The sequence below is a fragment of the Winogradskya consettensis genome (assembly GCF_018332715.1).
Taxonomy (GTDB): domain Bacteria; phylum Actinomycetota; class Actinomycetes; order Mycobacteriales; family Micromonosporaceae; genus Actinoplanes; species Actinoplanes consettensis.
The window spans coordinates 156,948-178,237 of record NZ_BOQP01000017.1; the positions used below are offsets into that span (position 1 = coordinate 156,948).

The following is a 21,290-nucleotide window of genomic DNA, read 5'->3' on the forward strand; positions in this document are numbered from 1 at the left end:
AGGTGCACCTGATCGGCGAGAACCTGCCCGCCGACGCAGTGATCTCCTGGGATCTCCACGATCACGGCGTCCGCACGAACGGCACCGAAGCCACCATGACCGTGCCGGCCGGCACTTCCGACGGGCCGATCTGGGTCTTCGTACTCGGCTGGCCGTGGGGCATCTTCGGCACCACGGAATTCACCTACGACCCATGACGCAGCCCCGGGCGGTGGAGTCGCCATTGGTGCGGTTGCTGGCCGATGTCGGTGTGGTGGTCGCTGCCGTGACCGCGGTGCTGTACTACTTCGGGTGGGTGCGGACGCGGTTCCAGGCTCGGGCGCTGGGCTTCGACGTGTCGGCGCTGAGTCTCACCACCACGGACTACGTTCTCAAGAGCCTCAACGTGCTGTTCCTGCCGCTGATCCTGTTGCTGGCGGTGGTCCTCGTCGGCTATCAGGCGCATCTGCGGTGGGTGGCGCCGGCGATCGAGCGGCTCCCCGAGCGCACGGTCCTGGGCGCGGCCCGGCTGCTCGGCCTGGCGTGGGTGCCGCTGGCGGTGGTCGCCCTGATTCTGCTGGCAACACCGGTCGCCGGGTACGCGATGCCGGTCACCCTCACCGCGTCGGTGCTGCTCGCGCGGTACGGCCGGTCCGTGCGCCAGGCCCGCAGCGACACCGACCCGTGGCCGATGCCGACCCGGGTCATCGCGGTGATCCTGCTGGCCCTCGCCGTCTTCTGGTGCACCGAACGGGTGGCCCGCACCACCGGCGAGGCGTTCGGCCGGGACTTCGCCGCCGACCCGGGCCAGCTGCCCGCGGTCGTCGTGTTCAGCGCCAAGGATCTGCGGTTGGCCGGCCCGGGGGTCACCCGCACGGTGACGCTCGACCCCCAGGCCGCCTACCAGTTCGAATACCGCGGCCTCTACATGCTGGAACGCTCAGGTGACCGGTACTTCTTCATCACCACCGCCCCGGGCCGCGTCGTCGTGCTGACCGAGAACGACTCGCTGCGGATGGAGTTCACCGCCCGCCGTTGACCAGCGGCAGGACCACCGAGGAGACGCCGGTGCGGACGCCGACCTGGGTGCCTGCCGGGTAGCGCAGGGTGTGGTCGCGTTCGGTACTGAGGATGATCACGCCGATGCGATGGCCGGGGGCGAAGACGTGGTCCTCGGTCTGCAGGTCCCACGTGAACGTGTAGGGCTTTCCGGGCTGGACCGCGGTGGTGACCGACGGGGAACGGCGGTTGCGGGTGTCGAGCCAGCCCCGGGTGACGATCTCCGACGGCGTGGACGTGGTGACGTACTCGCGCTGGGCGAAGCAGCCCGGGTCGCCCGGGATGCCGGGGCCGACGCAGTCCTGGGTGGGCAGGCTGCGGAGGCCCGCGTACCGGTCGGCGGTGCCGTAGTCCACGAGCAACGCCGTCAGATAGGGCGACTTGCCGGCCAGGTCGGCGCGCAGCGTGATCGTCGGCGTGCCCGAGAGGCGGGTCTCCCTGATCAACGGCTGCGAGAGGTACGCGAGGCGGTTCGGGTCGGCGACCGTGCCGTCGGCGGCGAGGTCCTCGGCCGTACGCGACGGGTTGTCGACGAAGGACTCCCGCGCTCCCGGTCGCGCCGGGCCGCGGGTGAGGGCGCCGGAGCCGGTCAGCGAGAACGTGGTCGCCTTCGTGCCGGGCACGGGCCAGGTCCTCGAGGTGCGCCAGACGTTCGGGGCCACCTCCACGTCGGCGATCGGCTCGTTCATGATGCCGGTGTCGACACCGCGGAGCCACTGGTCGAACCAGCGGTTCAGGGTATTGAGCCAGACGTCACGGCGTACGTTGAAGGGGTCGGTGTGGCCTGCCTGGTGCAGCCAGATCTTGCGCGGGACGCGGTTGCGGGCGAGCGCGTCCCACCACTGACCGGCCTGCCCGGTGCGGACGTTGTCGTCGTGCAGGCCGTGGACCAGCAAGACGCTCGCACGGACCTTGCCGGCGTCGCGCACGTAGTCGCGCTCGGCCCAGAAACGGCTGTAGTCGCCGGTGACCCGGTCCTGATCCTGCTCGATCCGCGTCATGACGTCGGCGCAGACCTCGGGATTCTCGCGGGTCAGCACCGCCTTGGCGAGCACGTCGGTGTCCTCGCCCTGGTAGCCGCCCGGAGCCACGACACCACCGTTCGCGCGGTAGTAGTCGTACCAGCTGGAGATGCCCGCGATGGGGACGATCGTGTCGAGGCCGCGCACGCCGGTCGCGGCGACGGCGTTGGGCAGGGTGCCGTTGTAGGAGACGCCGATCATGCCGGTGTGGCCGGTGGACCAGCTCGCGCGGGCGGCGGCACCGGTGGCGTCGACGCCGCGGGCGCGGCCGTTGAGCCAGTCGACGACCGCTTTCATGCCCAGGGTCTCGTTGCGGCCGCCGGAGGTCGGGCAGCCGGTCGAGCCGCCGCTGCCGAGGCTGTCGGCGAACACCACCGCGTAGCCGCGCGGCACGAAATAGTTGTCGAGGTAACCGGAGAACACGATGGACTCGGCCCGGTCGGTGCCGGGATCGGCGCTGCGCAACGCATCGGAGCCGTCGCGGTCCACGTCGTCGTGGTTGGGAACGTCGTTGAGACCGGCGTAGTACGGGCTCGCCTGGAAGATGACCGGCACCTTGAGGTCCGGGCCGGACTCACGCGGGCGGATGATGCGCACCGCCACCCGGTCGGGCTGCCCGTCGTTGTCACTGTCGGTCGGGACCTGCACCCAGACCTGCTCGCGGATCGCCTGGGTGTAGTCGTAGACGGGCTGCGTGCCGGGTGTCGCTCCAGGAGCGGCCGCCGCGGCCACCGTCGCGGGAAGGATCGTGGCGATTGATACGGAGACGGCCAGGAGCCGTACCCCACGTAGGACAGATCGCATGCCCTACCCTATCGTTCGGCGTCGATTCGTTGACGCCTCCGGAAACCACCTGCGGGAGAGACCGAGATGACCGGTACGGATCATGGCGCCGGTCGTCGTACGGTGGTTGTCGCCGTGACACTGACGCTGCTGCTCGGCTTTGCCCGTTCGGGGGCGCCGTCGCTGACCCTGCAGTTGTTCTTCACGCTGTTCGTGGTCGCGGCGACGCTCTGGATCCGGGGGCAGTACCTCGACAGCCTCGATCACCACCAGTGGCTGATCTCCCGGCGTACGGCCATGGTCCTGATCGTGGTGGCAGTGGCGCTCGTGGCCGCCTTCCTGGTGTGGCACAGCGCCGGGACGGCCCTGCTCGGGATCCTGGTGCTGTATTTCCTGGCCGGCACCGGGGTCACCTGGCTGCGGCAGGGCCCGCTGAGCGAGGAGCGGCGGCTGGTGCTGGCGCTCGCGCTGCTCGGTGTGGGCGCGGTCCTCGCCCTGGTCGGCGTGCTGGTGCTCGGCGGCGGCGAGGGAACGGCCTGGGTGGTGCTCGAGCTGGCGTTGCTGGGGCTGGCCTGCTTCGCGCTGCTCCCGGTCGGGCTGGCCGTGTTCTCCGAGGTGGCCGTGCGGCGGCTGTGCGCGGGGCCGTCCCCGCACCGGCTGCGGGTGGGGCTCGCAGGTTTGGTGCTCTACCTGGCCGCGGTCGCGCTGATGTGGTGGCTGACCCGCTCGCCGTGGCTGCTCGGCGCGATCGTGGTGCTGTCGCTTCTGGTGGTCGCGATGACCTCGACGACGCAGGCCGACATCGCGTTCGCGATGGCAGTGATCGCCCTGCTCGGGGTGACGCCGCTGCCCGCCGATCAGCCCGCGCAGCTGCAACCGCGGCGCGACGGGCAGCGGCTGCTGGTGTCGCTCGGGGACTCGTACATGTCCGGGGAGGGTGCGTCCACCTACTACCGGGGCACCGACGAGGGCGGGGGCAACCAGTGCCGCCGCTCCCCCACCGCCTGGTCGGCGATGGCCGGGCAGCAGCGCCCGTTCGGCCGGGTGGAGTTCCTCGCCTGCTCCGGCGCCAAGACCGTTAACGTTCAGACGGGTACGCTGCCCGTGCGCTCAGGTGCGCCGGCTCCGGAGCCACAGACCGGGGAGACGGGTACGCAGCTCGACCGCTACCTGCACGACTACGGCCCCGATTACACACCCAGTCTCGTGGTCGCCGGGATCGGGGGCAACGACGCGGGGTTCTCCACGATCGGGTTGATGTGCCTGGCCCCGGCCAACTGCGACGACGAGTCCCGCTTGTGGACCGACGCCCTGCCCCAGGTGCGGGCCGGGTTGCGGGACACCTATCGGCAACTCGACAGACTGTTTCCGCGTACGCCCATCGTGGTCGTGCCGTACCCGGATCCGATCGACCTGGACGGACGCTGCGACGACGTCTCGCTCACCGCACGGGAGCGGCTCTTCCTGCACGAGTTCGTGACCGGCGGGCTGAACGCGATGGTGGCGCAGACCGCGAACGAGTTCGGCTTCTACTATCTCGGCGGCATGGAGTCGGCGCTCGCCGACGCGCACCTGCAGCTGTGCGACCCCCGTAACCAGGGCCGGCCGGGGCTCAACTTCATCGGGGTCCGCTCCGTGCGCGGCATCGCTGAGCAGCGGTTCAACCCGAAGAACTGGTCGCACAGCAGCCTGCACCCGAACGAGCGGGGACACACGGCGATGCTGCAGGCGTTCGAGAGCTGGCTACCCGAGGACCTGGACGTGCTCCGGCCGAGGCTGACCGCGTTCCCGGCGGAGGTCGCGGTGACCGAGGCCGCGGTGCCGCGGGTCGAACCGCCGTGCGACGTGCTCGACACCAGCCCGGCCGGGTGCCGCCCGCGCGGGATGCAGTGGGCCAAGGGTCAGGTCGGGACCATGCTGCTCACCGAGGGATGGATGGGGCTGGTCGCGCTGGCCGGCATCTGGCTCGCCGCCGTGGCCTTCTTCGGCGATCGCAGACATCACTCCGCCGTGGATTCGACCTTGGTTGCGACCCCGCCGAAACCCCGGGAGAAGGACGCTGAGCGAAGCGAAATCGGCCCGCAGAAGATCGAAAACGACTCCTCCACGGCGGCCGGTCCCGGGCCAAAGATCAAATAGGCTGATCGATTTCGGTCACGAGGACTGGACTCCGGGGCTTGGACGCTTGACCCCGCCGACACCCCCGTGCGACCGTCCGAAAGGGATGCGATCGCTAGCCGCGCCGTGCGCGCCGTGAACAGCGCATTCATGCGGACGGAGATCGCCGTCCCGGTCATTTCAGGACACGTTGACCTTGGCATAAATCACTGCTTGTAATCTGCGAATCACTCTCCGTACGCTGATGGCACACAGCCCATCGATCGGCTTGAACCCTTCAGCGCATCGGGGAGCATCGCATGGTTATCAAGGTTGTCGAGCAGATCAACGACGACGAGCTCATCGAGACCGCGTGGAAGATGTACGAGGAATCGTTCCGGGGCCTCAACGCCCTGGCGGTCCAGCGTCACCTCATGTTCCAGAACGAGTTCGACGAGGTCATGCGGGACGGACGGGTGCAGAAGTACCTGAGCCTCGACGACGAGGGCACCCTGGTCGGGATGTCGACCTACACCAACGACCTCGACGCGATGCCGCTGATCTCACCGCAGTACTTCGAGAAGCGGTGGCCGGAGCTCTACGCCCAGCACAAGATCTGGTACTGCGGCTTCGTGGCCGTACTGCCGACCGGCCGCGCGAACTCGTCCTTCTCCGACCTGGTGGAGGCGATGTACCTGTTCGCGGCGGCGCAGAACGGCATCATCGGCCTCGACTTCTGCGGCCACAACGACGAGATCCGCAAGATGAGCCGGGTCATCCGGATCATGTTGCACCGCTTCTCCGGTAACTGCGAGGCCGAGATGATGGACGCCCAGCAGTTCTGGATCTACCAGTTCCCCCAGGCGGCCTGACCCCCTCAGGCCCCACCACCGCAGGCATGAACACGCCGCTGACCGCCCGCCGCTTCGACCGGATCCGAGCTCTTGGGGGGCTGGCGGATCCCGGTCGGCACGGAGATCTCCTTTCGTGTCGGGACCGGCGGGCGGTTCGGCGTGTTCCAACGGAGTCAAGCTCTACTTCCAGCGCGACGGCTCCGGCGGGGTCTCCCAGCGCGACGGCTCGGGCGAGCCCTCCCACTGCGCCTGCGGCGGTGGTCCGGACGGCGCCGGCGGGCCGGGGTGTTCCCAGGGTGACTGCTCCGGATACGGCTGGGGCTGGTCCTGGTACGGCGGCTGTTGCTGATACGGCTGGTCCGGATACGAACCGCCCTGGTAGGACTGGCCCGGATACGACTGGCCTTCATAGGACTGGCCCGGATACGACTGGCCCGGATACTGTCCCGGCTGCGGCGGCTGGCCCTGATGTGACGGGCCCTGATGTGGCTGGTCCTGAGGTGACTGGCCCGGCTGGAGCTGGCCCGGCACCGGTTGCTGCTGTTGCTGTTGCTGCATCTCCCGGCCGGCGGCCAGCATCGCGCGGGCACTGAGCGCCTCCGGATGCGAGCCCGAGTTGCTGTTCTTGACCCGCGGGGCATCCGCCAGGGCCCGGCCCTCGGTGCCCCGGCCGATCGCGGCGTACACCTCCGGCCGGCCCGCCCGCATCGCCATCGCCCAGCCGAAGCCGAAGAGCGCGAAGAGCAGGTACCCGGTCGGGAAGAGCCAGTGGTAGATCGACCCCGACTCGACCTGCAGCAGGTCACCGAGCCCGTAGACCGTCGCCGCCAGGATCACGCTGAGCAGCACGAACGCGGTGATCGGGGCGACCTTGGCGCGCCACTTGTTCTCCTGGTGACGGTGCCGGACGAAGAACATCACCACCGCCGCGGATGCGCTCCACATCAGGATGAGCACACCCAGCCCGCCGACCACGGTCAGCCACGCGAACAGGTAGACCAGCGGGTCGGCACCGGTGAGCCGGTAGATCACCAGCACGACCAGGGCCAGCACGCTCTGGGTGACCGAGCCGACGATCGGCGCCCCGGTCCGCGGGTGGGTGTATCCCCAGGCCCGGGGCAGCACCCCTTCGCGGCCGAGGGCGAACTGGTAGCGGGACACCGCCGCGTGGAAGGCGAGCAGCGCGGCGAAGATACTCGTCATGAACAGCACGTAGCCGATGTTGATCAGCGCTTCGGGCACGTGCGGGCTGACCAGGTTGAAGATCAGGTCGGTCGAATCGGCCTTCGCGGCGGCGACGATGGTGCGGGGACCGGCGCCGACCGACATCGCCCACGCGGAGAGGCCGCAGAGCAGACCGGCGAGGATGACCGCGAGATGCGTCGCCCGGGCGATCGTCTTCTTCGGGTCCTTCGCCTCCTCCGAGAGCACGACCGTGGCCTCGAACCCGACGAAGCCGCCGATGGCGAGCACCATCATGGCCGCGACCTCGGGCGTGAAGACCTGCACGGGGTTCAGGGTCGAGAAGTCGACCGAACCGGTGGCCGGGTTCGCGACCATCACCGCGTCGTAGATCAGCACGATGACGATCTCGAGGACCAGCAGGACGGCGAGCACCTTGCCGCTGAGGTCGATCCAGAGCAGGCCGAGCACCGAGACCAGCACCCACGCCACGATCGCGCAGGTGAACCAGCCGGCCGTGATGCCGAGCCCGCCGAGAACCCCCGAGGCGACCACCCCGAACAGACCGAACAGGCCGATCTGCATCAACGCGTACGCGGGGAGTGCGACGAACGCGGCCCCGACCCCCGGAATGCGCCCCAGCCCGTGGCTGATGTACGAGTAGAACGCCCCGGAGTTGACGATGTGCCGGCTCATCGCGACGAACCCGACCGTGAAGATCGACAGGATCGCCGCGACGACGAGGTAGACCACCGGGACAGCGGTGTTGCCGACCACCGCGTAGATGGTGGTGATGGCTCCGATCACCACGGTGAGCGGTGCGGCACCCGCCACGCCGAAGAAGAACACCGAAGGAACGCCGAGCCGGTTCCGGGCCAGAGCGGTCGAAACGATGTCCGGCTCGGACGAGTCCTTACGCGCCATCAAGAGCCTCCCAGCCCATTGATCGAAGTTGTCCCGCCGGCGGTGATGACGACCGACCGGACTCACCGCCTACCGACGGCGAGCACGGAACCGACGGACGACTCGGTGTGCTCGATGAGCTGACGAAAATCCTCGGGCAGCGACCCGATGGCGGTGGGCAGCTGGGTGAGGGCCTGCCGGTGGACCTCGAAGTCCCACAGCACGAACCGGGTGAGCCCGGTCGCGACGACCAGACCGGCGAGGAGCCGGTCGCTGGTCGACATCTCCAGGCCACGGACCATGATGTTGGCCAGTCGCATCGGCGCCCAGGCCGCCGCGTTACGCTGCGCCTCATTATTGGGCATGTAGAAGGTATGGGTCGAAAGCATCCGCCGGCGAGTCACCGATTCCACCGCACCGGAACGCATCAGCCGCTCCCCTACCCGTTCCGGCGCATCCTGCGACAGATACGCGAGCCAGGTTCGGACATCGCGATGCTGCGGCTGAGCGATGAGCAGTTCGAGTACAGAATGCGACAACGAGTCCCTGGGTGGTTGACGACTCTCGATGCGCAAGTCACCGTCGAAGATGCGTAGCCGGCCTTCGAGCACTAGCTCACCCAACAGGGCGGCGGCGAGCCCCAGGCCGGTGGCCCGGGGATGCAGACGTGACCGGCCGGTACGGTCCTCATGTGCGATCAGGAAGAACTGGTCAGCCAGCACGCCGCCACTCCTTAGGACAACATCGACAGGACAACATCGACGCGATTTGTCGACGAGGCAACTACCTGTATAGAAGGCAATAACTCGCTGTCGGAAGCATCATGTACCCACCTCCGAGGTCAATGCAAGAAGTACTAGACTCGGAATCCACTCGTGATGTCCACCATGGATCATGGGTGTCAGTAGGCCGGGTATCGACGCCTCAAGATCGAGGGAGTCATGGTGTCCACAGACGAGGGACCCACGCTGCGCCGACGCCGTTTGGGGACGGAGTTGAAACGTTGTCGCGAGCGCGCGGGGCTGACCCAGGAAAGCGTCTCGCGGCATTTCGAGTGGCACGCCGCGAAGGTCACGCGCATCGAGACGGCGCGGGTCGCGGTCACCCCTCGTGACGTCCGTGACCTGCTGACCCTCTACGGGATAGATGACGAACAGTATCGGGAAGCACTGCTCGAGCTGGCTCGCTCGTCGAAGCAGAAGACCTGGTGGACCGACTACCGGGACATCATGCGGCCGGGCAACTTTGTCGGCCTCGAGGCCGAGGCGTCGTCACTGCGCGCCTGGGAACCCATCATCGTGCCTGGATTGCTCCAGACCGAGGCATATATCCGGGCGTTGATGCGGACCGGGCGCTCCTGGGATCCGCCGGCGCAGATGGATCGGCGGGTCGCGCTGCGGCTCAAGCGGCAGAGCCGGCTCAGCGGGGCGAATCCGCTCGAGCTCACGGCGATCATCGACGAGTCGGTGGTGCGACGCTCCGTAGGCGGACCCGAGGTGATGGACGACCAACTTCGCCATCTCATCGATATGGCTAAATTACCCAACGTGACATTGCAGGTCCTGCCGTTCGATGCCGGAGAACACCCGTTCCTTGGTGGCTCAGCAGCACTTTTGGAGTTCCGCGAGACCACTCATTTGGATGTAGTTTACTTGGAGGGGCTTGCGGGCGACCTCTACGAAGAGCAACATTCAGAGGTCGCCCGTTACCGTGCGGAGTTCGAGCGACTGAGCACAAGGGCACTGGAACCCAGGTTGACCCTTAAGATGATCGAAAGCCTCCTACGCGCGTAGGAGGCTGACGTACGCACGCACAATCGCATATCGAAGGGAGGTGTGTGGTCATGTCGACGCATCATCTCAACGCTGCCGTCTGGAAAAAGAGCAGTCGCAGCAACGGAAACGGCGGCAACAACTGTGTCGAGGTCGCAATCCTCGACACAGCTGTTGCCGTGCGTGACAGCAAGAACCCTTCGGGTCCCGCTCTCGTCTTCAACCCGGCGCATTGGTCCGAGTTCTTGAACTCGGCCAAGGACGGCGAGTTTGATATCAACCGCTGAGAGACGTTACCGATCGGCACGCACAGACGGGAAGTAGATACGCTAGGTAAACTTCCCGTAGCTCCAAGATCCAATTTAAGATAGTGCAAAGCCCCTGATCAGGAGCTTCGCACAATGCATTCGGGGCGCCTCCTGCCGGGGGCGCCCCGAACTGCAGTACAGGCCTCGCTGCAATTTGCAGATGATCAATGCCAATTCGATCTCCATGCGTGCAGGTCATAGCCCTTATCGACGATCGAGTGCATACTGATGGCGCACTCTCCGCATTGACGAGACCACTTAGCGTAAGGGGCCTTCGTTGCGCCAGTCATCCGCCATCGTCGCCACTCCCGCACCCACCCGCGCCGTCCACCCCGGACCCGTGCTCGAGATGCGAGCCAGCCGCATCGTCGCAGCTCTCGACGGCTTCCGGACGGCCTTCCCCGGCATCCGAGCGTTCTACGCGACCAAGTGCAACACCCACCCCGGCGTGCTCAGCACCCTGCACAACGCCGGGTCCGGTTTCGAGGTCGCCTCCGTCCAGGAGGTCGACCTGCTCCGCGAGACCGGCGTCCAGCCCCACGACATGCTCTTCAGCAACCCCGTGCGGGCCCGTGAGCAGACCGCCCGGGCCGCGGAGGCCGGCGTCTACCGGTTCAGCGTCGACTCCTACGAGGAGGTGCGCCGGGTCGCCGAGGAGGCCCCCGGGAGCTGCGTCTACGCCCGCCTGATCACCGCCGGGGACGACAGCGTCGTACCGAGCGAGGGAAAATTCGGTGTGGACGCGGCCGGCGCGGTCAGCCTGCTCGTCCAGGCCCGCGAGCTCGGCCTGACGCCGTACGGCGTGACGTTCCACATGGGATCGCAGTCGCTGCACCCCGCGGCGCTCGACCGGCCCCTGCGTGAGGTCGCGGCGATCATGGAAAGACTCTCGCAGGTGGGCATCAAGCTGCAGATGGTCGACATCGGCGGCGGGTTCCCGGCCCGATACGACGAGCCGGTGCCCGCCCTCGAACTGTTCGGCCGGGTCGCCGCGGCGGGCATCGCGCGGCTGCCGTACCCCGTCGAGGTCTTCGCCGAACCCGGCCGCGCCCTGGTCGCCGAGGCCGGGACGTTCCGCTGCCGGGTGATCGGCGTCGCCGAACGCCCGTCCGGCTGGTGGGCCCACACCGATCTGGGCGTCTTCCACGGCCTGATGGAGGTCCTGGAGTCCGGTGGCAATCTTCACTATCCGATCCACGACACCCGGGGCCTGCGCCTGCGCCGCTGCTTCCACCTCACCGGGCCGACCTGTGACAGCCAGGACACGTGGGCCCGCAACGTCCTGCTCTCCGCCGACCTGCGCGAGGGTGACGAGCTCCTCGTCAGCTCCGCGGGCGCCTACACCAGCGTCTACGCCTCCCGCTTCAACGGTTTCGCGCCGCCCCGCGTGGTCATGATCTAGAACCCCGCTAATCTCCCAGGGTTGACCGAGACCGGGGAGAACCTATGACCGACTACGACCGCGAAGACGAGTGGGACGCCGTGGAGGACGACGGCGTCCTGGACTCCAAGGACACGCTCGACGACAACCGCGTCGGTGACCCGCTGGACGTGGGCTACGAACCGGCCGACGCGTACGCGGGCGCCGACCGCTTCGGCACCACCGCCGCCGAGGCCCGCCAGGGCGAATCCCTCGACCAGCTCCTCAGCGAGGAGGAGCCGGACATCGACCCCTACGCCGACGACGACACCGACGAGGACGAGCTCATCCGCCGCGGTGACGACAGCGAACCCCGCTCGGGCCGCCTCATCGCCGACGACGAGGGCCTCGGCCCCGACGAGGAGGCCGACTCGGTCGCCTACGACGCCGGCATCGACTCCGGCGCCGCCAGCGCCGAGGAGGCCGCCATCCACATCGTCGACGACCCCGACAGCCAGGGCACCGGCCCCCGGCTCTGACCCATCGGCGCGGGCGGCTCGTCGCGGGGCAGCGACGGGCCACCCGCGCGTGGGACGATTCCTCCTCAGCTGAGGGGGTCTCGTGACTGCCGCACGCCTGCGTCTCTTACGTCTGCTTTCCGCCGGAGGGGCCACAGCGGTCACCGCGCTGGTCCTGCTGCACGTGCTCGGCACGGTGGTGCCGCTGCTCAGCGCCGTCGCGACCGGGCGGCTGATCAACGACCTGAGCGGCGCCGGGCCGGTGGCTGCCAGCGCGGTTGCCGTGGTGGGGCTGCTGTTCGTGGATCAGACCGTCTGGCTGGTGCGGGATCTCGTCGCCGGGCTCGTGGTCACGCGGGTCGACGGGCGGTTGCGGGCCACCGTGCGGGCGCTCACCGCCGGCGGGCTCAGCCTGGACGTGCTCGAGAGCACGGGGTTCGGGGACCGGGCCGCACGCACCGTCGACAACGGGCGGGGGCTGGGGCGGCGACGCTCCCCCGGGGCCGCGGCGGCGGGGCAGCTCGCCGTGATCTTCCGGATGGCCGGGGCCCTCGGGGCAACCGTGCTGCTGGCCTCCTATTTCCCGCTGCTCGCCGTGCTGTTGCTGGCCGTCTCGCTGGTCGCACGCATGATCGTGCGCCGGCAGTGGGTCGGGCTCATCGACACCCTGGACGCCGACCTGCTCGGGCAACGGCGGCTGTTCCACCTCTCCGAGCTGGCGGTCTCCGACGCGGCGAAGGAGACCCGGCTGTACGGGCTCGGGCACTGGCTCGCCATGCGGTTCCGGGCTGTCGGACATGCGACGTACGGGCCCGCGTGGCGGCAGCTCTGGACGGTGCTGCGACGGCAGTGGATCACGCTGATCCTCGTGACCGGAGCGGCAGCCGCGGCGCTGGCGGTGCCGGGGCGGGCCGCGCTGGGTGGATCGCTGGACGCGGGACAGCTGGTCACCTGCGTGCTGGCCGCGTGGGCGATCTTCCGGATCACCGCGATGGGGCCCGAGGCCTACGACATCGAGTACGGGTTGCGGGGCTCCGAGGCCGCAGCTGAGCTCGTCCGGGCGTACGGACGAAAGAGCGGGCAGCTGACCGCGGTGCCGGACCGGCCGCCGGTGGTGAAGTTCGAGGACGTGGTGTTCCGCTATCCGGGGGAGCCGCGGGCGGTGCTGGACGGGTTGACGCTGACGCTGCACCCGGGTGAGACGGTGGCGGTGGTCGGCGAGAACGGCGCCGGAAAGACGACGTTCGTGAAGCTGCTGGGCGGGCTCTACCGGCCCACGTCGGGCCGGATCACCGTCGACGGGACCGATCTGGCCGAGCTGGACGTCGCGCGGTGGCGGCGACGGCTCTCCGTGCTGTTCCAGGATTTTGTGCACTATCCGATGAATCTGCGGGACAACGTGGCCCTGGCGGCGCCCGAGTTCTCCGGTGGTGACGACGCGGTCCGGGAGGCGCTGGAGCGGGCCGGTGCCGGGGAGCTGCTCGCCGGACTGCCGGACGGGCTGGACACCTCGCTGTGGCAGCGGGGTGCGGGCGGCCAGGATCTCTCCGGTGGGCAATGGCAGCGGGTGGCGCTCGCCCGCACGTTGTACGCCGCGACGGCCGGGCGCCGGGTGCTCGTCCTCGACGAACCGACGGCACACCTCGACATCCGGGCCGAGGCGGAGTTCCACGAACGGGTGGTGCAGCGGGTCGACGGGGTCACCACCGTCCTGATCTCGCACCGGCTCTCCACGGTGCGGCCCGCCGGGCGGATCGTGCTGCTCAGCGGCGGGCGGGTCACCGAGGACGGGACGCACGACGAGTTGCTCGCGCTCGGCGGCGACTATGCGCGCTTCTACACGCTGCAGGCGTCGGCGTTCGGCGGTCCCCGATGAGTGGCTGGTGGCGGTTGCTACGACATGTCACGGGTCTCTCGTGGCGGGTGGACCGGCGCGCCACGGTGCTGCTCGGCGTTCTGATCGTGGCGCAGGGCGGAGTCGTCGCGGCGACCGGTGTCGGCCAGAGGTTGCTGGTCGACAGCGCCGGTGGGCACAACAGCGGGGCGCTGGCCGCCGCTGTGGTGCTCGGCGCGCTGGCGTACGGTGCCGGCTCGGCGGTCGGCCGGGTGCAGAACAACATCATGATCTATCTCAACGGGCGGTCCGACCTGGCGCTGAGCGAGGAGATCCAGCGGACCGTCGCGGAGATCCCGACCGTCGTGCACGTCGAGCACGCCCCGCACCTGGACCGGATCAACCGGCTGCGGCGCACCAGCGGGGCGCTCGCGGCGCTGCCCTGGGCGGTGCTGGGCGCGGTGGCGACCACGGCCGGGCTGGCGCTCAGCATCGGCCTGCTGATCGCGGTCAGCCCGTGGCTCGCGCTGCTGGCGGTGGTCGCCGTCCCGCTGCTGCCCGCCAGCCGGTGGGCGGACCGCGTCCTGCGCGAGGCCCGCGACGACGCGGCCGAACTGCTGCGCCACGAACAGGAGCTGCACAACCTGAGCGACACGCCGGAGGTGCTGCTCAACGGTAGCGGTGACGAACTGGACCGGCGGGCCCGGCAGTTGTGGGAGGCCGCTGCCCGGCGCGAGGCGACGGCCCGGCTGCGGGGGCTTGCGGTGCAGACGGCCGGCTGGCTCTGCTACTCCGGCGCGGTGCTCGCGGCGATCCTGGCGGTGGGCACGCTGATCCGCGAGGGGCGGGCCACCACCGGCGACGCTGTCCTGCTGATCACCTTCGCGACCCAGCTGCTCTTCCAGCTGCGGGCGGTCCTCGACAGCGTCAGTACGGTGGCCGACAGCGGGCAGGCCGCCGAGCACTACTTCTGGCTCAACGCGTACGCGTCGCGGTTCCGGCTCCGGGCAGCGCCACCACCGGAGCGGCTGCGCGAGGGCATCCGGCTCAGCGGGGTCGCCTTCCGGTATCCGGGCGTCGCGCAGGACGCGCTGCACGACATCGACCTCGACCTGCCCGCCGGGACGACCATGGCGGTGGTCGGCGCGAACGGCGCCGGCAAGTCCACACTGGTCAAACTGCTGTGCGGCACCTACGAACCCACCGCCGGGACGATCACGGCGGACGGCGTGACCGTCGAGCCGGCCGGATGGCAGCGCGGGGTCGCGGCGGTGTTCCAGGACTTCGCGGAGCCGTACCTGGCGGTGCGGGAAGCGGTCGGCATCGGCGACGTGCAGCGGCTCCACGACGCCGGCGCGGTGACCGACGCCGTGGAGCGCGCCGATGCCGCGGAGGTGGTGGGCCGGCTGCCGGACGGACTCGAGACCCAGCTCGGGCCGTTCCTCAACGGGGCCGGGCTGTCCACGGGCCAGTGGCAGCGGCTCGCCCTGGCCCGCTCCCTGATGCGGGCCGGCCCGGTCTGCGTGGTGCTCGACGAGCCGTCCGCCGCCCTGGACCCGCTCGCCGAGCACGAGATGTTCCTGCGCTTCGCCGCCCAGGTCGACACGGCCCGGCACCGCGGTGCGGTCACGGTTCTGGTCTCCCACCGCTTCACGACCGTACGCATGGCCGACGTGATCGTGGTCCTCGACGCCGGCCGCATCACCGAGCGCGGCACCCACGCCGACCTGATGGCGGCCGACGGCATCTACGCCGGCCTCTACACCCTCCAACAGGCCGCCTATCGCTAGTTTTTCGCCTGCTGGAGCCAGCCGTGGAGGTCCTCGAGGTGCCAGGTGCGGACGATGCGGCCGTGGTTGATCTGGTGGAACTCGTGGATGGTGATCGAGCTGGGTCTGCCGGTCGCGGGGACGCCGAGGAACTCGCCGCGGTGGATGCCGGTCAGTTCCGCGCGGACCGCTACCCGGCCCGACGAGCCGATGATGTCGTGCAGGACGACTTTGCCGTCCGCGAAGCTCGTGTGGAACTGCTCGATGATCGGCTTGAGTCCCTCGGGGCCGGGACGCTGGCCCGGGGCTGAGGGGATGTCCTCCCAGCCGGGCGCGAGCACGTCGTCGAGGAGGTCGGGCTCGCCACCGACCGCGCGGTAGAGCGTCTCGACGAGCCGGCGCTCCTCGTCGGTGGCCCCGTAGACCGCCGGACCGTCGTGGGCGGCGTGACCGTCGTGGGCGGCATGGGCGGCATGGGCGGCATGGTCGTCGTGGGGGGCGGGGGCGGCGGCGAGAAGGGCTGCTAGGACCGGAGCGGGGGCGGGGCGGCCGGGGGCGGTGAACATGCCGGCCGGGTTGAGGTAGGCGTGGTGGGCCGGGGTGCCGGGGGCGAAGCGGCGGCTCTCGGGGAGGGGGCCGGCGTCGTGGGTGTCGTAGCCGAGGGTGTCGAGCAGGGCCGTGACCGTTGCCTTGCCGGCGGGGTCGTTGCCGGCGATGGGCAGGGCGCTGCGGTCGGGGGCGCCGGACGGGCGGCCGAGGGTGGCGAGGTGCTTGAAGAAGATGTTGTTGAACGCCTTGACGACGTACGACTCCGGCAGGTGTTCCTGGAGCAGGTCACCGGCCGTGGTGGTGCCGTCCTCGATCCCGGCGAAGCGGCCGTCGCGGTCGGGGTTGTAGTTGGTGGTGTCGATGACGATCTTGCCGTGCAGGGGTTCGGCGGGGACCTCGGGGAAGGCCTTCAGCGGGATCGTCACCACGACGATGTCCCCCGCCTGTGCGGCCTCGTCCACCGTTGCCGCGCGGGCCCGCGGTCCGAGCTGGGCGGCCAGGTCCCGCAGCGATTCCGGGCCGCGGCTGTTGCTCAGCACGACGTCGTGGCCCGCGTCCACGGCCAGGCGCGCGAGCGTGCCGCCGATCTTTCCGCTGCCGATGAAACCGATCGTGGTCATGTCTTGTCCTTCGGTGTGCCCGCAAGTCAAGGAGTGCCTTGACTTTAGCGAAGGGGTCCCTGCGTTTGTCAAGAACGTAGAATCCGGCAGGAGCAGGGTTCGGCACGGGCAGGGGTATGGGTTCGGCAGGAGCAGGGAGATCAGGGGCGATGACCGAAACGCGCGTCACCGTGCGCCGCCCGCAGCGGGCCGATGCCCGGCGTAACTTCGATGCGCTGCTCGACGCTGCCCGGGAGGTGTTCGCCGCCGATGGCGCCGGGGCCTCGCTGGAGGGGGTCGCGCGGCGGGCCGGGGTCAACATCGCCACGCTCTACCGGAACTTCCCCACCCGGCAGCATCTGTTCGAGGCCGTCTATCTCGACGAGGTCGAGGCGCTGGCCCGGGTCGCCGCCGAGCGGGACGACCTGGATCCGTGGGAGGCGCTGGAGACGTGGTTGCGGCAGTTCGTCAGTTACGCGACCACCAAGAAGGCCGTCTACGACGCGATCGCGCACAACGAGGCGATGTTCGTGACGTGCCGCGACATCATCCACACTGCCGGGCGGCCGTTGCTCGAGCGGGCCCAGGAGGCCGGTGCCGCGCGGGGTGACGTGAGCTTCGACGACGTGCTGTTCCTGGTCAACGGGGTCAGCGGGGCGAACTTCGTGCAGGAGGCCCAGCGGGACCGGGTGCTCGCCATGGCGCTGGACGGGATCCGGGCGCGGAGCTGACTTCCGCCCCTTCGACGGGGATCTTTGGCCGTTCCGCCAGCCTGACACCGCAGGTGGGGGACGGTAGCGTGCGGCGCTGTGACCAAACGGATCCTCGGCGTGTTCGGTGTTGTGCTGCTGCTCGCTGCCGGGGCGGGGTGTTCGTCGGACGATCCGGCGCCGGTGGCCGGGCCGGACAGGATCAGTCTCGGGGTCATTCCGATCGTGGACGTGGCTCCCGCGTACCTGGGGAAGGCCAAGGGGTTCTTCTCGAAGCGGGGCATCGAGCTGACCATGGTGCCGGAGCAGGGCGGCGCGCCGATCGTGCAGGGCGTGCTGAGCGGTAAGTACGCGTTCGGGTTCAGCAACGCGACCTCGTTGATCGCGGCGACGGCCGGGGGTGCGCCGCTCAAGGCGGTCGCCAACGGGGTGGCGTCGACCGGTCGGGCGGGGCGGGACTTCTCGGCCGTCGTGGTGCGGGACGGGAGCCCGATCCGGACGGCCAAGGATCTGGCGGGCCGGAAGATCGCCGTGAACACGCTGAAGAACCTGGGTGACACCACCATCCGGCAGTCGGTACGCAAGGACGGCGGCGACCCGGGTCACATCGATTTCGAGGCGATGCCGTTCTCGGCGATGCCCGCGGCGCTGCAGGCCGGCAAGGTCGACGCCGCCTGGGTGGTGGAGCCGCAGCTGTCCGAGGCCCTGACCCAGGGATCTCAGGTGGTGGCGTCGAACTACGTCGACACGGCGCCGGACCTGACCGTGGCGCTGTACTTCGCCGGGACCGCCCTCCTCGGCAAGGACCCTGACCTCGTCAAACGGTTCTCCGAGGCGATCGACGAGTCGCTCGCCTACGCGGCCGCGCATCCGGATGAGGTCCGCGACATCATCGGGACCTACACGCCGATCACGGACGTCGTGCGGACCGCGATGATCCTGCCGAACTGGCCGCACGACATCAACCGTGGCTCGTTGCAGCGCCTCGCCACCCTGGGCACCGAGGACGGCATCTTCACCGGCACGCCGCAGCTCGACCAGCTGCTGCCGTAGCCGCGGCGGGCAGAGGCCCGCCCGGCACGAGAGGGGCCGGCACCGGACGGGTCAGCAGGAGATCGGGTTCTGCTCGACGTTGCGGGCGACCTGACAGCCGACCTGGCGGACCACCTCGATCTGCTCCTTGCTCAGCCCGTCGATCACGTAGCGGCGGACGGCGGCCACGTGACCCGGGGCCGCCGCGACGACGAGGTCCCAGCCTGCGTCGGTGAGCACGGCGACGGTGAAGCGGGCGTTCTCCGGGTCGGGCTCGCGGCGCAGCAGGCCGCGGGTCTCGAGCCGCTTGACGACGTTGGACAGCCGGGAGAGCGAGCTGTTGACCATGCTCGCGAGCTCGCTCATCCGCAGCGTGCGGCCCTCGGTCATGGAGAGGCCGCTGAGCGCCATGTAGTCGAACAGGGTCAGGTTGTTGTCGCGCAGGAGCTGGGCGTCGAGCGCGGACGGCAACTTGAAGATGAGGCTCGCCAGCGCCAGCCACGCGGCGCGCTCGTCACCCTCGAGCCACTGGGTCTCTTCCTGCTCCTGCTGCATACCCGCAAGCCTACGACCCGGGAACACCTGCGAAAGTGACGGATCTCGCATTGAGTTCAATCTTGAAGTTAGCGTGCTACCTTCTAGCTTCAAGGTTGAACCGAGAGAGGAAATCCCCGTGACGCTGTTCCGGCTGGACGCCAGTATCCGTGTTGAGGGCTCCGCGAGCCGCGAGATCGCGGACATCGTCGAGCAGGAATGGCTCGCCGCCCACCCCGGTGACACCATCGAACGCCGGCACATCGGCACCGAGCCGATCCCCGCCACCTACTGGGCCGCCGCCGTCAACGCGCCCTACACCCCCGAGGCCGACCGCACGCAGGAGCAGGTCGCCGCGGCCGCGCTCGCCGAGACGCTGGTCGACGAGCTGCTCGCCGCCGACGCGATCCTGTTCGCCGTGCCGCTCTACAACTTCGGGCCGTCGCAGCACATCAAGGCGTACATCGACCTGGTCGCCACCTCGCCGCGGGTCGCCAGCGGGCCGTTCCTCGCCGGCAAGAAGGTCGTGCTCGCCACCGTGCGCGGCGGCGCGTACGGCGAGGGCACCCCGCGGCACGGCTGGGACCACTCGACGCCGTTCCTCAAGCGCATCATCGCCGACTCGTGGGGCGCCGACCTCACCGTGGTCGAGCGCGAGTTCACCCTCGTCGGCGTGAACCCGGCCCTCGACGACTTCAAGGACCTCGGCGCCCAGATGCACGCCGGTGCCGTCGAGTCCGCCCGCCAGGCCGGCAAGGTGCTCGGCGCGCTCTGATCCACTGCCCGGGACAGCGTCGGCCCCACACCGGGACCGGCGCTGTTTTCCCTTTTGCGAGCCCGTAGCGACGGTGGATTGCGTGGCTGCGCGGGCGGCGTACGGCTGATTCCGTTTCGTTCTTGAAAAATGCTTCGGATTTGCTTGTCTCCACGGCTCGGCGTGTGTCAAGGTCCCTCCACGCCGACCGGGGAGGGTTCGACTACGTTGAGTGAAGCGCTGCCCGTCCTGCGGAATTTCATCGCGGGGTCCTATGCCGAGCCCGCCGAGGGACGCACGTCTCCCGTCATCGACCCGAGCACCGGCGAGACGTACGCGCACGCACCCGTCTCGACCGCCGAGGACGTCGACGCCGCGATGGCAGCCGCCGCAGCCGGCTTCGAGACCTGGCGCGACGCGACCCCGGCCGACCGCCAGCGCGCACTGCTGCGGATCGCCGACGCCGTCGAGGCGCGGGCCGAAGAGATCATCGCCGCGGAGTGCCGCGACACCGGAAAGCCGATCGGGGCGACCCGGCAGGAGGAGATGGCCCCGCTCCTCGACGAACTGCGTTTCTTCGCCGGCGCGGCCCGCGTCCTCGAGGGCCGTTCGGCCGGTGAGTATCTGCGGGACCACACGTCCTGGGTGCGCCGCGAGCCGATCGGTGTCTGCGCGCAGGTGACGCCGTGGAACTATCCGATGGTCATGGCGGTGTGGAAGTTCGCACCCGCGATCGCCGCCGGCAACGCCGTCGTGCTGAAGCCCTCCGAGACGACCCCGGTGACGACGCTGCTGCTCGCGGAGATCGCCGCCGAGTTCCTGCCGCCGGGTGTGCTCAACGTCGTGTGCGGCGATCGCGACACCGGCCGGGCGCTGGTCGCGCACCCGCTCCCCCGGCTCGTCTCGATCACCGGCTCCACCCGCGCGGGCATGGAGGTCGCCGCGGGTGCCGCCGCCGACCTGAAGAAGGTGCACCTCGAGCTGGGCGGCAAGGCACCGGTGATCGTGTTCGACGACGTGGACATAGCGTCCGCCGCGGCCGCGATCGCCGAGGCCGGCTACTTCAACGCGGGCCAGGACTGCACCGCGGCGACCCGGGTGCTGGTGCACGAGCGGATCGCCGGCGACTTCACCGCCGCGCTGGCCGCCGCCGCGAACGACACCGTGGTCGGTGCGCCCGGCAACCCGGAGGCGTTCTTCGGGCCGGTCAACAACGCCGACCAGCTCGGCCGGGTGCAGGGCTTCCTGGCCCGGGCGCCGGAGCACGCGGAGGTCGTCACCGGCGGGCGCCGGATCGGTGACCGCGGCTACTTCGTCGAGCCGACCGTCGTCGCCGGGCTGCTGCAGCGCGACGAGATGATCCAGGACGAGGTCTTCGGGCCGGTGATCACCGTGCAGCGCTTCGACGACGAGGACGCGGCCGTGCGGTGGGCCAACGACGTGCGGTTCGGGCTCAGCGCCAGCGTCTGGACCCGCGACCACGGCCGCGCGATGCGGGTCTCGCGGCGCCTCGACTTCGGTGCCGTCTGGATCAACACCCACCTGCCGTTCGTGTCCGAGATGCCGCACGGCGGGTTCGGGCACTCCGGCTATGGCAAGGACCTCTCGATGTACGGCTTCGAGGAATACACCCGCATCAAGCACGTGATGAGCTACCTCGGCTGAAGTAAGG

The 21,290-nt window shown here is 69.6% G+C and carries 19 protein-coding genes; 14 read left to right on the forward strand and 5 right to left on the reverse strand.

Annotated elements, in window-relative coordinates; genetic code table 11:
• Nucleotides 1-2 precede the first annotated feature (2 nt).
• Nucleotides 3-197 carry a hypothetical protein gene (locus Aco04nite_RS17850; protein ID WP_212998358.1) on the forward strand — a complete coding sequence of 65 codons (195 nt, stop codon included), beginning with the start codon at nucleotides 3-5 and terminating at the stop codon, nucleotides 195-197.
• Nucleotides 194-1,018 (forward strand): hypothetical protein, encoded by an 825-nt coding sequence (locus Aco04nite_RS17855; RefSeq protein WP_212998359.1) that lies wholly within the window; start codon nucleotides 194-196, stop codon nucleotides 1,016-1,018. Before Aco04nite_RS17850 ends, Aco04nite_RS17855 begins: the two co-directional genes overlap by 4 nt.
• On the opposite strand, the gene Aco04nite_RS17860 is transcribed toward Aco04nite_RS17855, so the two are convergent.
• Complete coding sequence (locus tag Aco04nite_RS17860) at nucleotides 1,002-2,864, reverse strand: Xaa-Pro dipeptidyl-peptidase (protein ID WP_212998360.1); 1,863 nt, start codon at nucleotides 2,862-2,864, stop codon at nucleotides 1,002-1,004. The genes Aco04nite_RS17855 and Aco04nite_RS17860 overlap by 17 nt on opposite strands.
• A gap of 66 nt (nucleotides 2,865-2,930) precedes the next feature.
• On the opposite strand from Aco04nite_RS17860, the gene Aco04nite_RS17865 reads away from it, so the two are divergent.
• Together Aco04nite_RS17865 and Aco04nite_RS17870 are read left to right on the forward strand one after the other, a co-directional pair.
• On the forward strand, nucleotides 2,931-4,982 hold the full coding sequence (locus Aco04nite_RS17865; RefSeq protein WP_212998361.1) for an SGNH/GDSL hydrolase family protein: 2,052 nt from the start codon (nucleotides 2,931-2,933) through the stop codon (nucleotides 4,980-4,982).
• A 278-nt stretch (nucleotides 4,983-5,260) separates the two neighbouring features.
• Nucleotides 5,261-5,812 (forward strand): hypothetical protein, encoded by a 552-nt coding sequence (locus tag Aco04nite_RS17870; protein ID WP_203836031.1) that lies wholly within the window; start codon nucleotides 5,261-5,263, stop codon nucleotides 5,810-5,812.
• Nucleotides 5,813-5,974: 162 nt separating this feature from the next.
• On the opposite strand, the gene Aco04nite_RS17875 is transcribed toward Aco04nite_RS17870, so the two are convergent.
• Together Aco04nite_RS17875 and Aco04nite_RS17880 are read right to left on the reverse strand one after the other, a co-directional pair.
• Nucleotides 5,975-7,900: an amino acid permease gene (locus tag Aco04nite_RS17875; RefSeq protein WP_212998362.1), complete on the reverse strand. Its 1,926-nt coding sequence runs from the start codon at nucleotides 7,898-7,900 to the stop codon at nucleotides 5,975-5,977.
• A gap of 62 nt (nucleotides 7,901-7,962) precedes the next feature.
• The gene (locus Aco04nite_RS17880) at nucleotides 7,963-8,601 is read right to left on the reverse strand and encodes a GOLPH3/VPS74 family protein (protein ID WP_203836029.1); all 639 of its coding nucleotides are present in this window, start codon (nucleotides 8,599-8,601) and stop codon (nucleotides 7,963-7,965) included.
• 219 nt (nucleotides 8,602-8,820) lie between these two features.
• Between Aco04nite_RS17880 and Aco04nite_RS17885 the strand changes: the two genes are divergently transcribed.
• The 6 genes from Aco04nite_RS17885 to Aco04nite_RS17910 all read left to right on the forward strand — a co-directional run bounded on the left by Aco04nite_RS17885 (nucleotide 8,821) and on the right by Aco04nite_RS17910 (nucleotide 15,461).
• Complete coding sequence (locus Aco04nite_RS17885; protein ID WP_244876079.1) at nucleotides 8,821-9,672, forward strand: helix-turn-helix domain-containing protein; 852 nt, start codon at nucleotides 8,821-8,823, stop codon at nucleotides 9,670-9,672.
• Between the two features lie 50 nt (nucleotides 9,673-9,722).
• Nucleotides 9,723-9,938: a DUF397 domain-containing protein gene (locus Aco04nite_RS17890; RefSeq protein ID WP_203836027.1), complete on the forward strand. Its 216-nt coding sequence runs from the start codon at nucleotides 9,723-9,725 to the stop codon at nucleotides 9,936-9,938.
• Between the two features lie 298 nt (nucleotides 9,939-10,236).
• Entirely contained in the window at nucleotides 10,237-11,361 is a 1,125-nt protein-coding gene (locus tag Aco04nite_RS17895; RefSeq protein ID WP_212998363.1) for a type III PLP-dependent enzyme, read from the forward strand.
• A gap of 44 nt (nucleotides 11,362-11,405) precedes the next feature.
• Entirely contained in the window at nucleotides 11,406-11,858 is a 453-nt protein-coding gene (locus Aco04nite_RS17900; RefSeq protein ID WP_212998364.1) for a DUF5709 domain-containing protein, read from the forward strand.
• 82 nt (nucleotides 11,859-11,940) lie between these two features.
• A complete protein-coding gene (locus Aco04nite_RS17905) occupies nucleotides 11,941-13,713 on the forward strand; it encodes an ABC transporter ATP-binding protein (RefSeq protein WP_212998365.1) in 1,773 nt (590 codons plus the stop codon).
• A complete protein-coding gene (locus Aco04nite_RS17910; RefSeq protein ID WP_212998366.1) occupies nucleotides 13,710-15,461 on the forward strand; it encodes an ABC transporter ATP-binding protein in 1,752 nt (583 codons plus the stop codon). The genes Aco04nite_RS17905 and Aco04nite_RS17910 overlap by 4 nt, the downstream gene beginning before the upstream one ends.
• Here the strand turns inward: Aco04nite_RS17910 and Aco04nite_RS49925 are convergent.
• A complete protein-coding gene (locus tag Aco04nite_RS49925; RefSeq protein ID WP_212998367.1) occupies nucleotides 15,458-16,609 on the reverse strand; it encodes an NAD(P)-binding domain-containing protein in 1,152 nt (383 codons plus the stop codon). The genes Aco04nite_RS17910 and Aco04nite_RS49925 overlap by 4 nt on opposite strands.
• Before the next feature lie 149 nt (nucleotides 16,610-16,758).
• On the opposite strand from Aco04nite_RS49925, the gene Aco04nite_RS17920 reads away from it, so the two are divergent.
• Both Aco04nite_RS17920 and Aco04nite_RS17925 read left to right on the forward strand, forming a co-directional pair.
• Nucleotides 16,759-17,319 carry a TetR/AcrR family transcriptional regulator gene (locus tag Aco04nite_RS17920; RefSeq protein WP_212998368.1) on the forward strand — a complete coding sequence of 187 codons (561 nt, stop codon included), beginning with the start codon at nucleotides 16,759-16,761 and terminating at the stop codon, nucleotides 17,317-17,319.
• 78 nt (nucleotides 17,320-17,397) lie between these two features.
• The gene (locus tag Aco04nite_RS17925; RefSeq protein WP_212998369.1) at nucleotides 17,398-18,351 is read left to right on the forward strand and encodes an ABC transporter substrate-binding protein; all 954 of its coding nucleotides are present in this window, start codon (nucleotides 17,398-17,400) and stop codon (nucleotides 18,349-18,351) included.
• A gap of 51 nt (nucleotides 18,352-18,402) precedes the next feature.
• Here the strand turns inward: Aco04nite_RS17925 and Aco04nite_RS17930 are convergent, their stop codons facing one another.
• Nucleotides 18,403-18,885 (reverse strand): MarR family winged helix-turn-helix transcriptional regulator, encoded by a 483-nt coding sequence (locus Aco04nite_RS17930; RefSeq protein ID WP_203836021.1) that lies wholly within the window; start codon nucleotides 18,883-18,885, stop codon nucleotides 18,403-18,405.
• A 118-nt stretch (nucleotides 18,886-19,003) separates the two neighbouring features.
• Here Aco04nite_RS17930 and Aco04nite_RS17935 point away from each other — a divergent pair, with 118 nt between their 5' ends.
• The gene (locus Aco04nite_RS17935; protein WP_212998370.1) at nucleotides 19,004-19,639 is read left to right on the forward strand and encodes an FMN-dependent NADH-azoreductase; all 636 of its coding nucleotides are present in this window, start codon (nucleotides 19,004-19,006) and stop codon (nucleotides 19,637-19,639) included.
• A gap of 207 nt (nucleotides 19,640-19,846) precedes the next feature.
• Entirely contained in the window at nucleotides 19,847-21,283 is a 1,437-nt protein-coding gene (locus tag Aco04nite_RS17940; RefSeq protein WP_244876080.1) for an aminobutyraldehyde dehydrogenase, read from the forward strand.
• Nucleotides 21,284-21,290: the final 7 nt, after the last annotated feature.

Excerpts from the sequence above, each read along its gene's own strand:
- Aco04nite_RS17855 (WP_212998359.1), top strand. The coding sequence starts at position 194 with ATGACGCAGCCCCGGGCGGTGGAGTCGCCATTGGTGCGGTTGCTGGCC.
- Aco04nite_RS17860 (WP_212998360.1), bottom strand. The coding sequence starts at position 2,864 with ATGCGATCTGTCCTACGTGGGGTACGGCTCCTGGCCGTCTCCGTATCA.
- Aco04nite_RS17865 (WP_212998361.1), top strand. The coding sequence starts at position 2,931 with ATGACCGGTACGGATCATGGCGCCGGTCGTCGTACGGTGGTTGTCGCC.
- Aco04nite_RS17870 (WP_203836031.1), top strand. The coding sequence starts at position 5,261 with ATGGTTATCAAGGTTGTCGAGCAGATCAACGACGACGAGCTCATCGAG.
- Aco04nite_RS17875 (WP_212998362.1), bottom strand. The coding sequence starts at position 7,900 with ATGGCGCGTAAGGACTCGTCCGAGCCGGACATCGTTTCGACCGCTCTG.
- Aco04nite_RS17885 (WP_244876079.1), top strand. The coding sequence starts at position 8,821 with ATGGTGTCCACAGACGAGGGACCCACGCTGCGCCGACGCCGTTTGGGG.
- Aco04nite_RS17890 (WP_203836027.1), top strand. The coding sequence starts at position 9,723 with ATGTCGACGCATCATCTCAACGCTGCCGTCTGGAAAAAGAGCAGTCGC.
- Aco04nite_RS17900 (WP_212998364.1), top strand. The coding sequence starts at position 11,406 with ATGACCGACTACGACCGCGAAGACGAGTGGGACGCCGTGGAGGACGAC.
- Aco04nite_RS17910 (WP_212998366.1), top strand. The coding sequence starts at position 13,710 with ATGAGTGGCTGGTGGCGGTTGCTACGACATGTCACGGGTCTCTCGTGG.
- Aco04nite_RS49925 (WP_212998367.1), bottom strand. The coding sequence starts at position 16,609 with ATGACCACGATCGGTTTCATCGGCAGCGGAAAGATCGGCGGCACGCTC.
- Aco04nite_RS17920 (WP_212998368.1), top strand. The coding sequence starts at position 16,759 with ATGACCGAAACGCGCGTCACCGTGCGCCGCCCGCAGCGGGCCGATGCC.
- Aco04nite_RS17930 (WP_203836021.1), bottom strand. The coding sequence starts at position 18,885 with ATGCAGCAGGAGCAGGAAGAGACCCAGTGGCTCGAGGGTGACGAGCGC.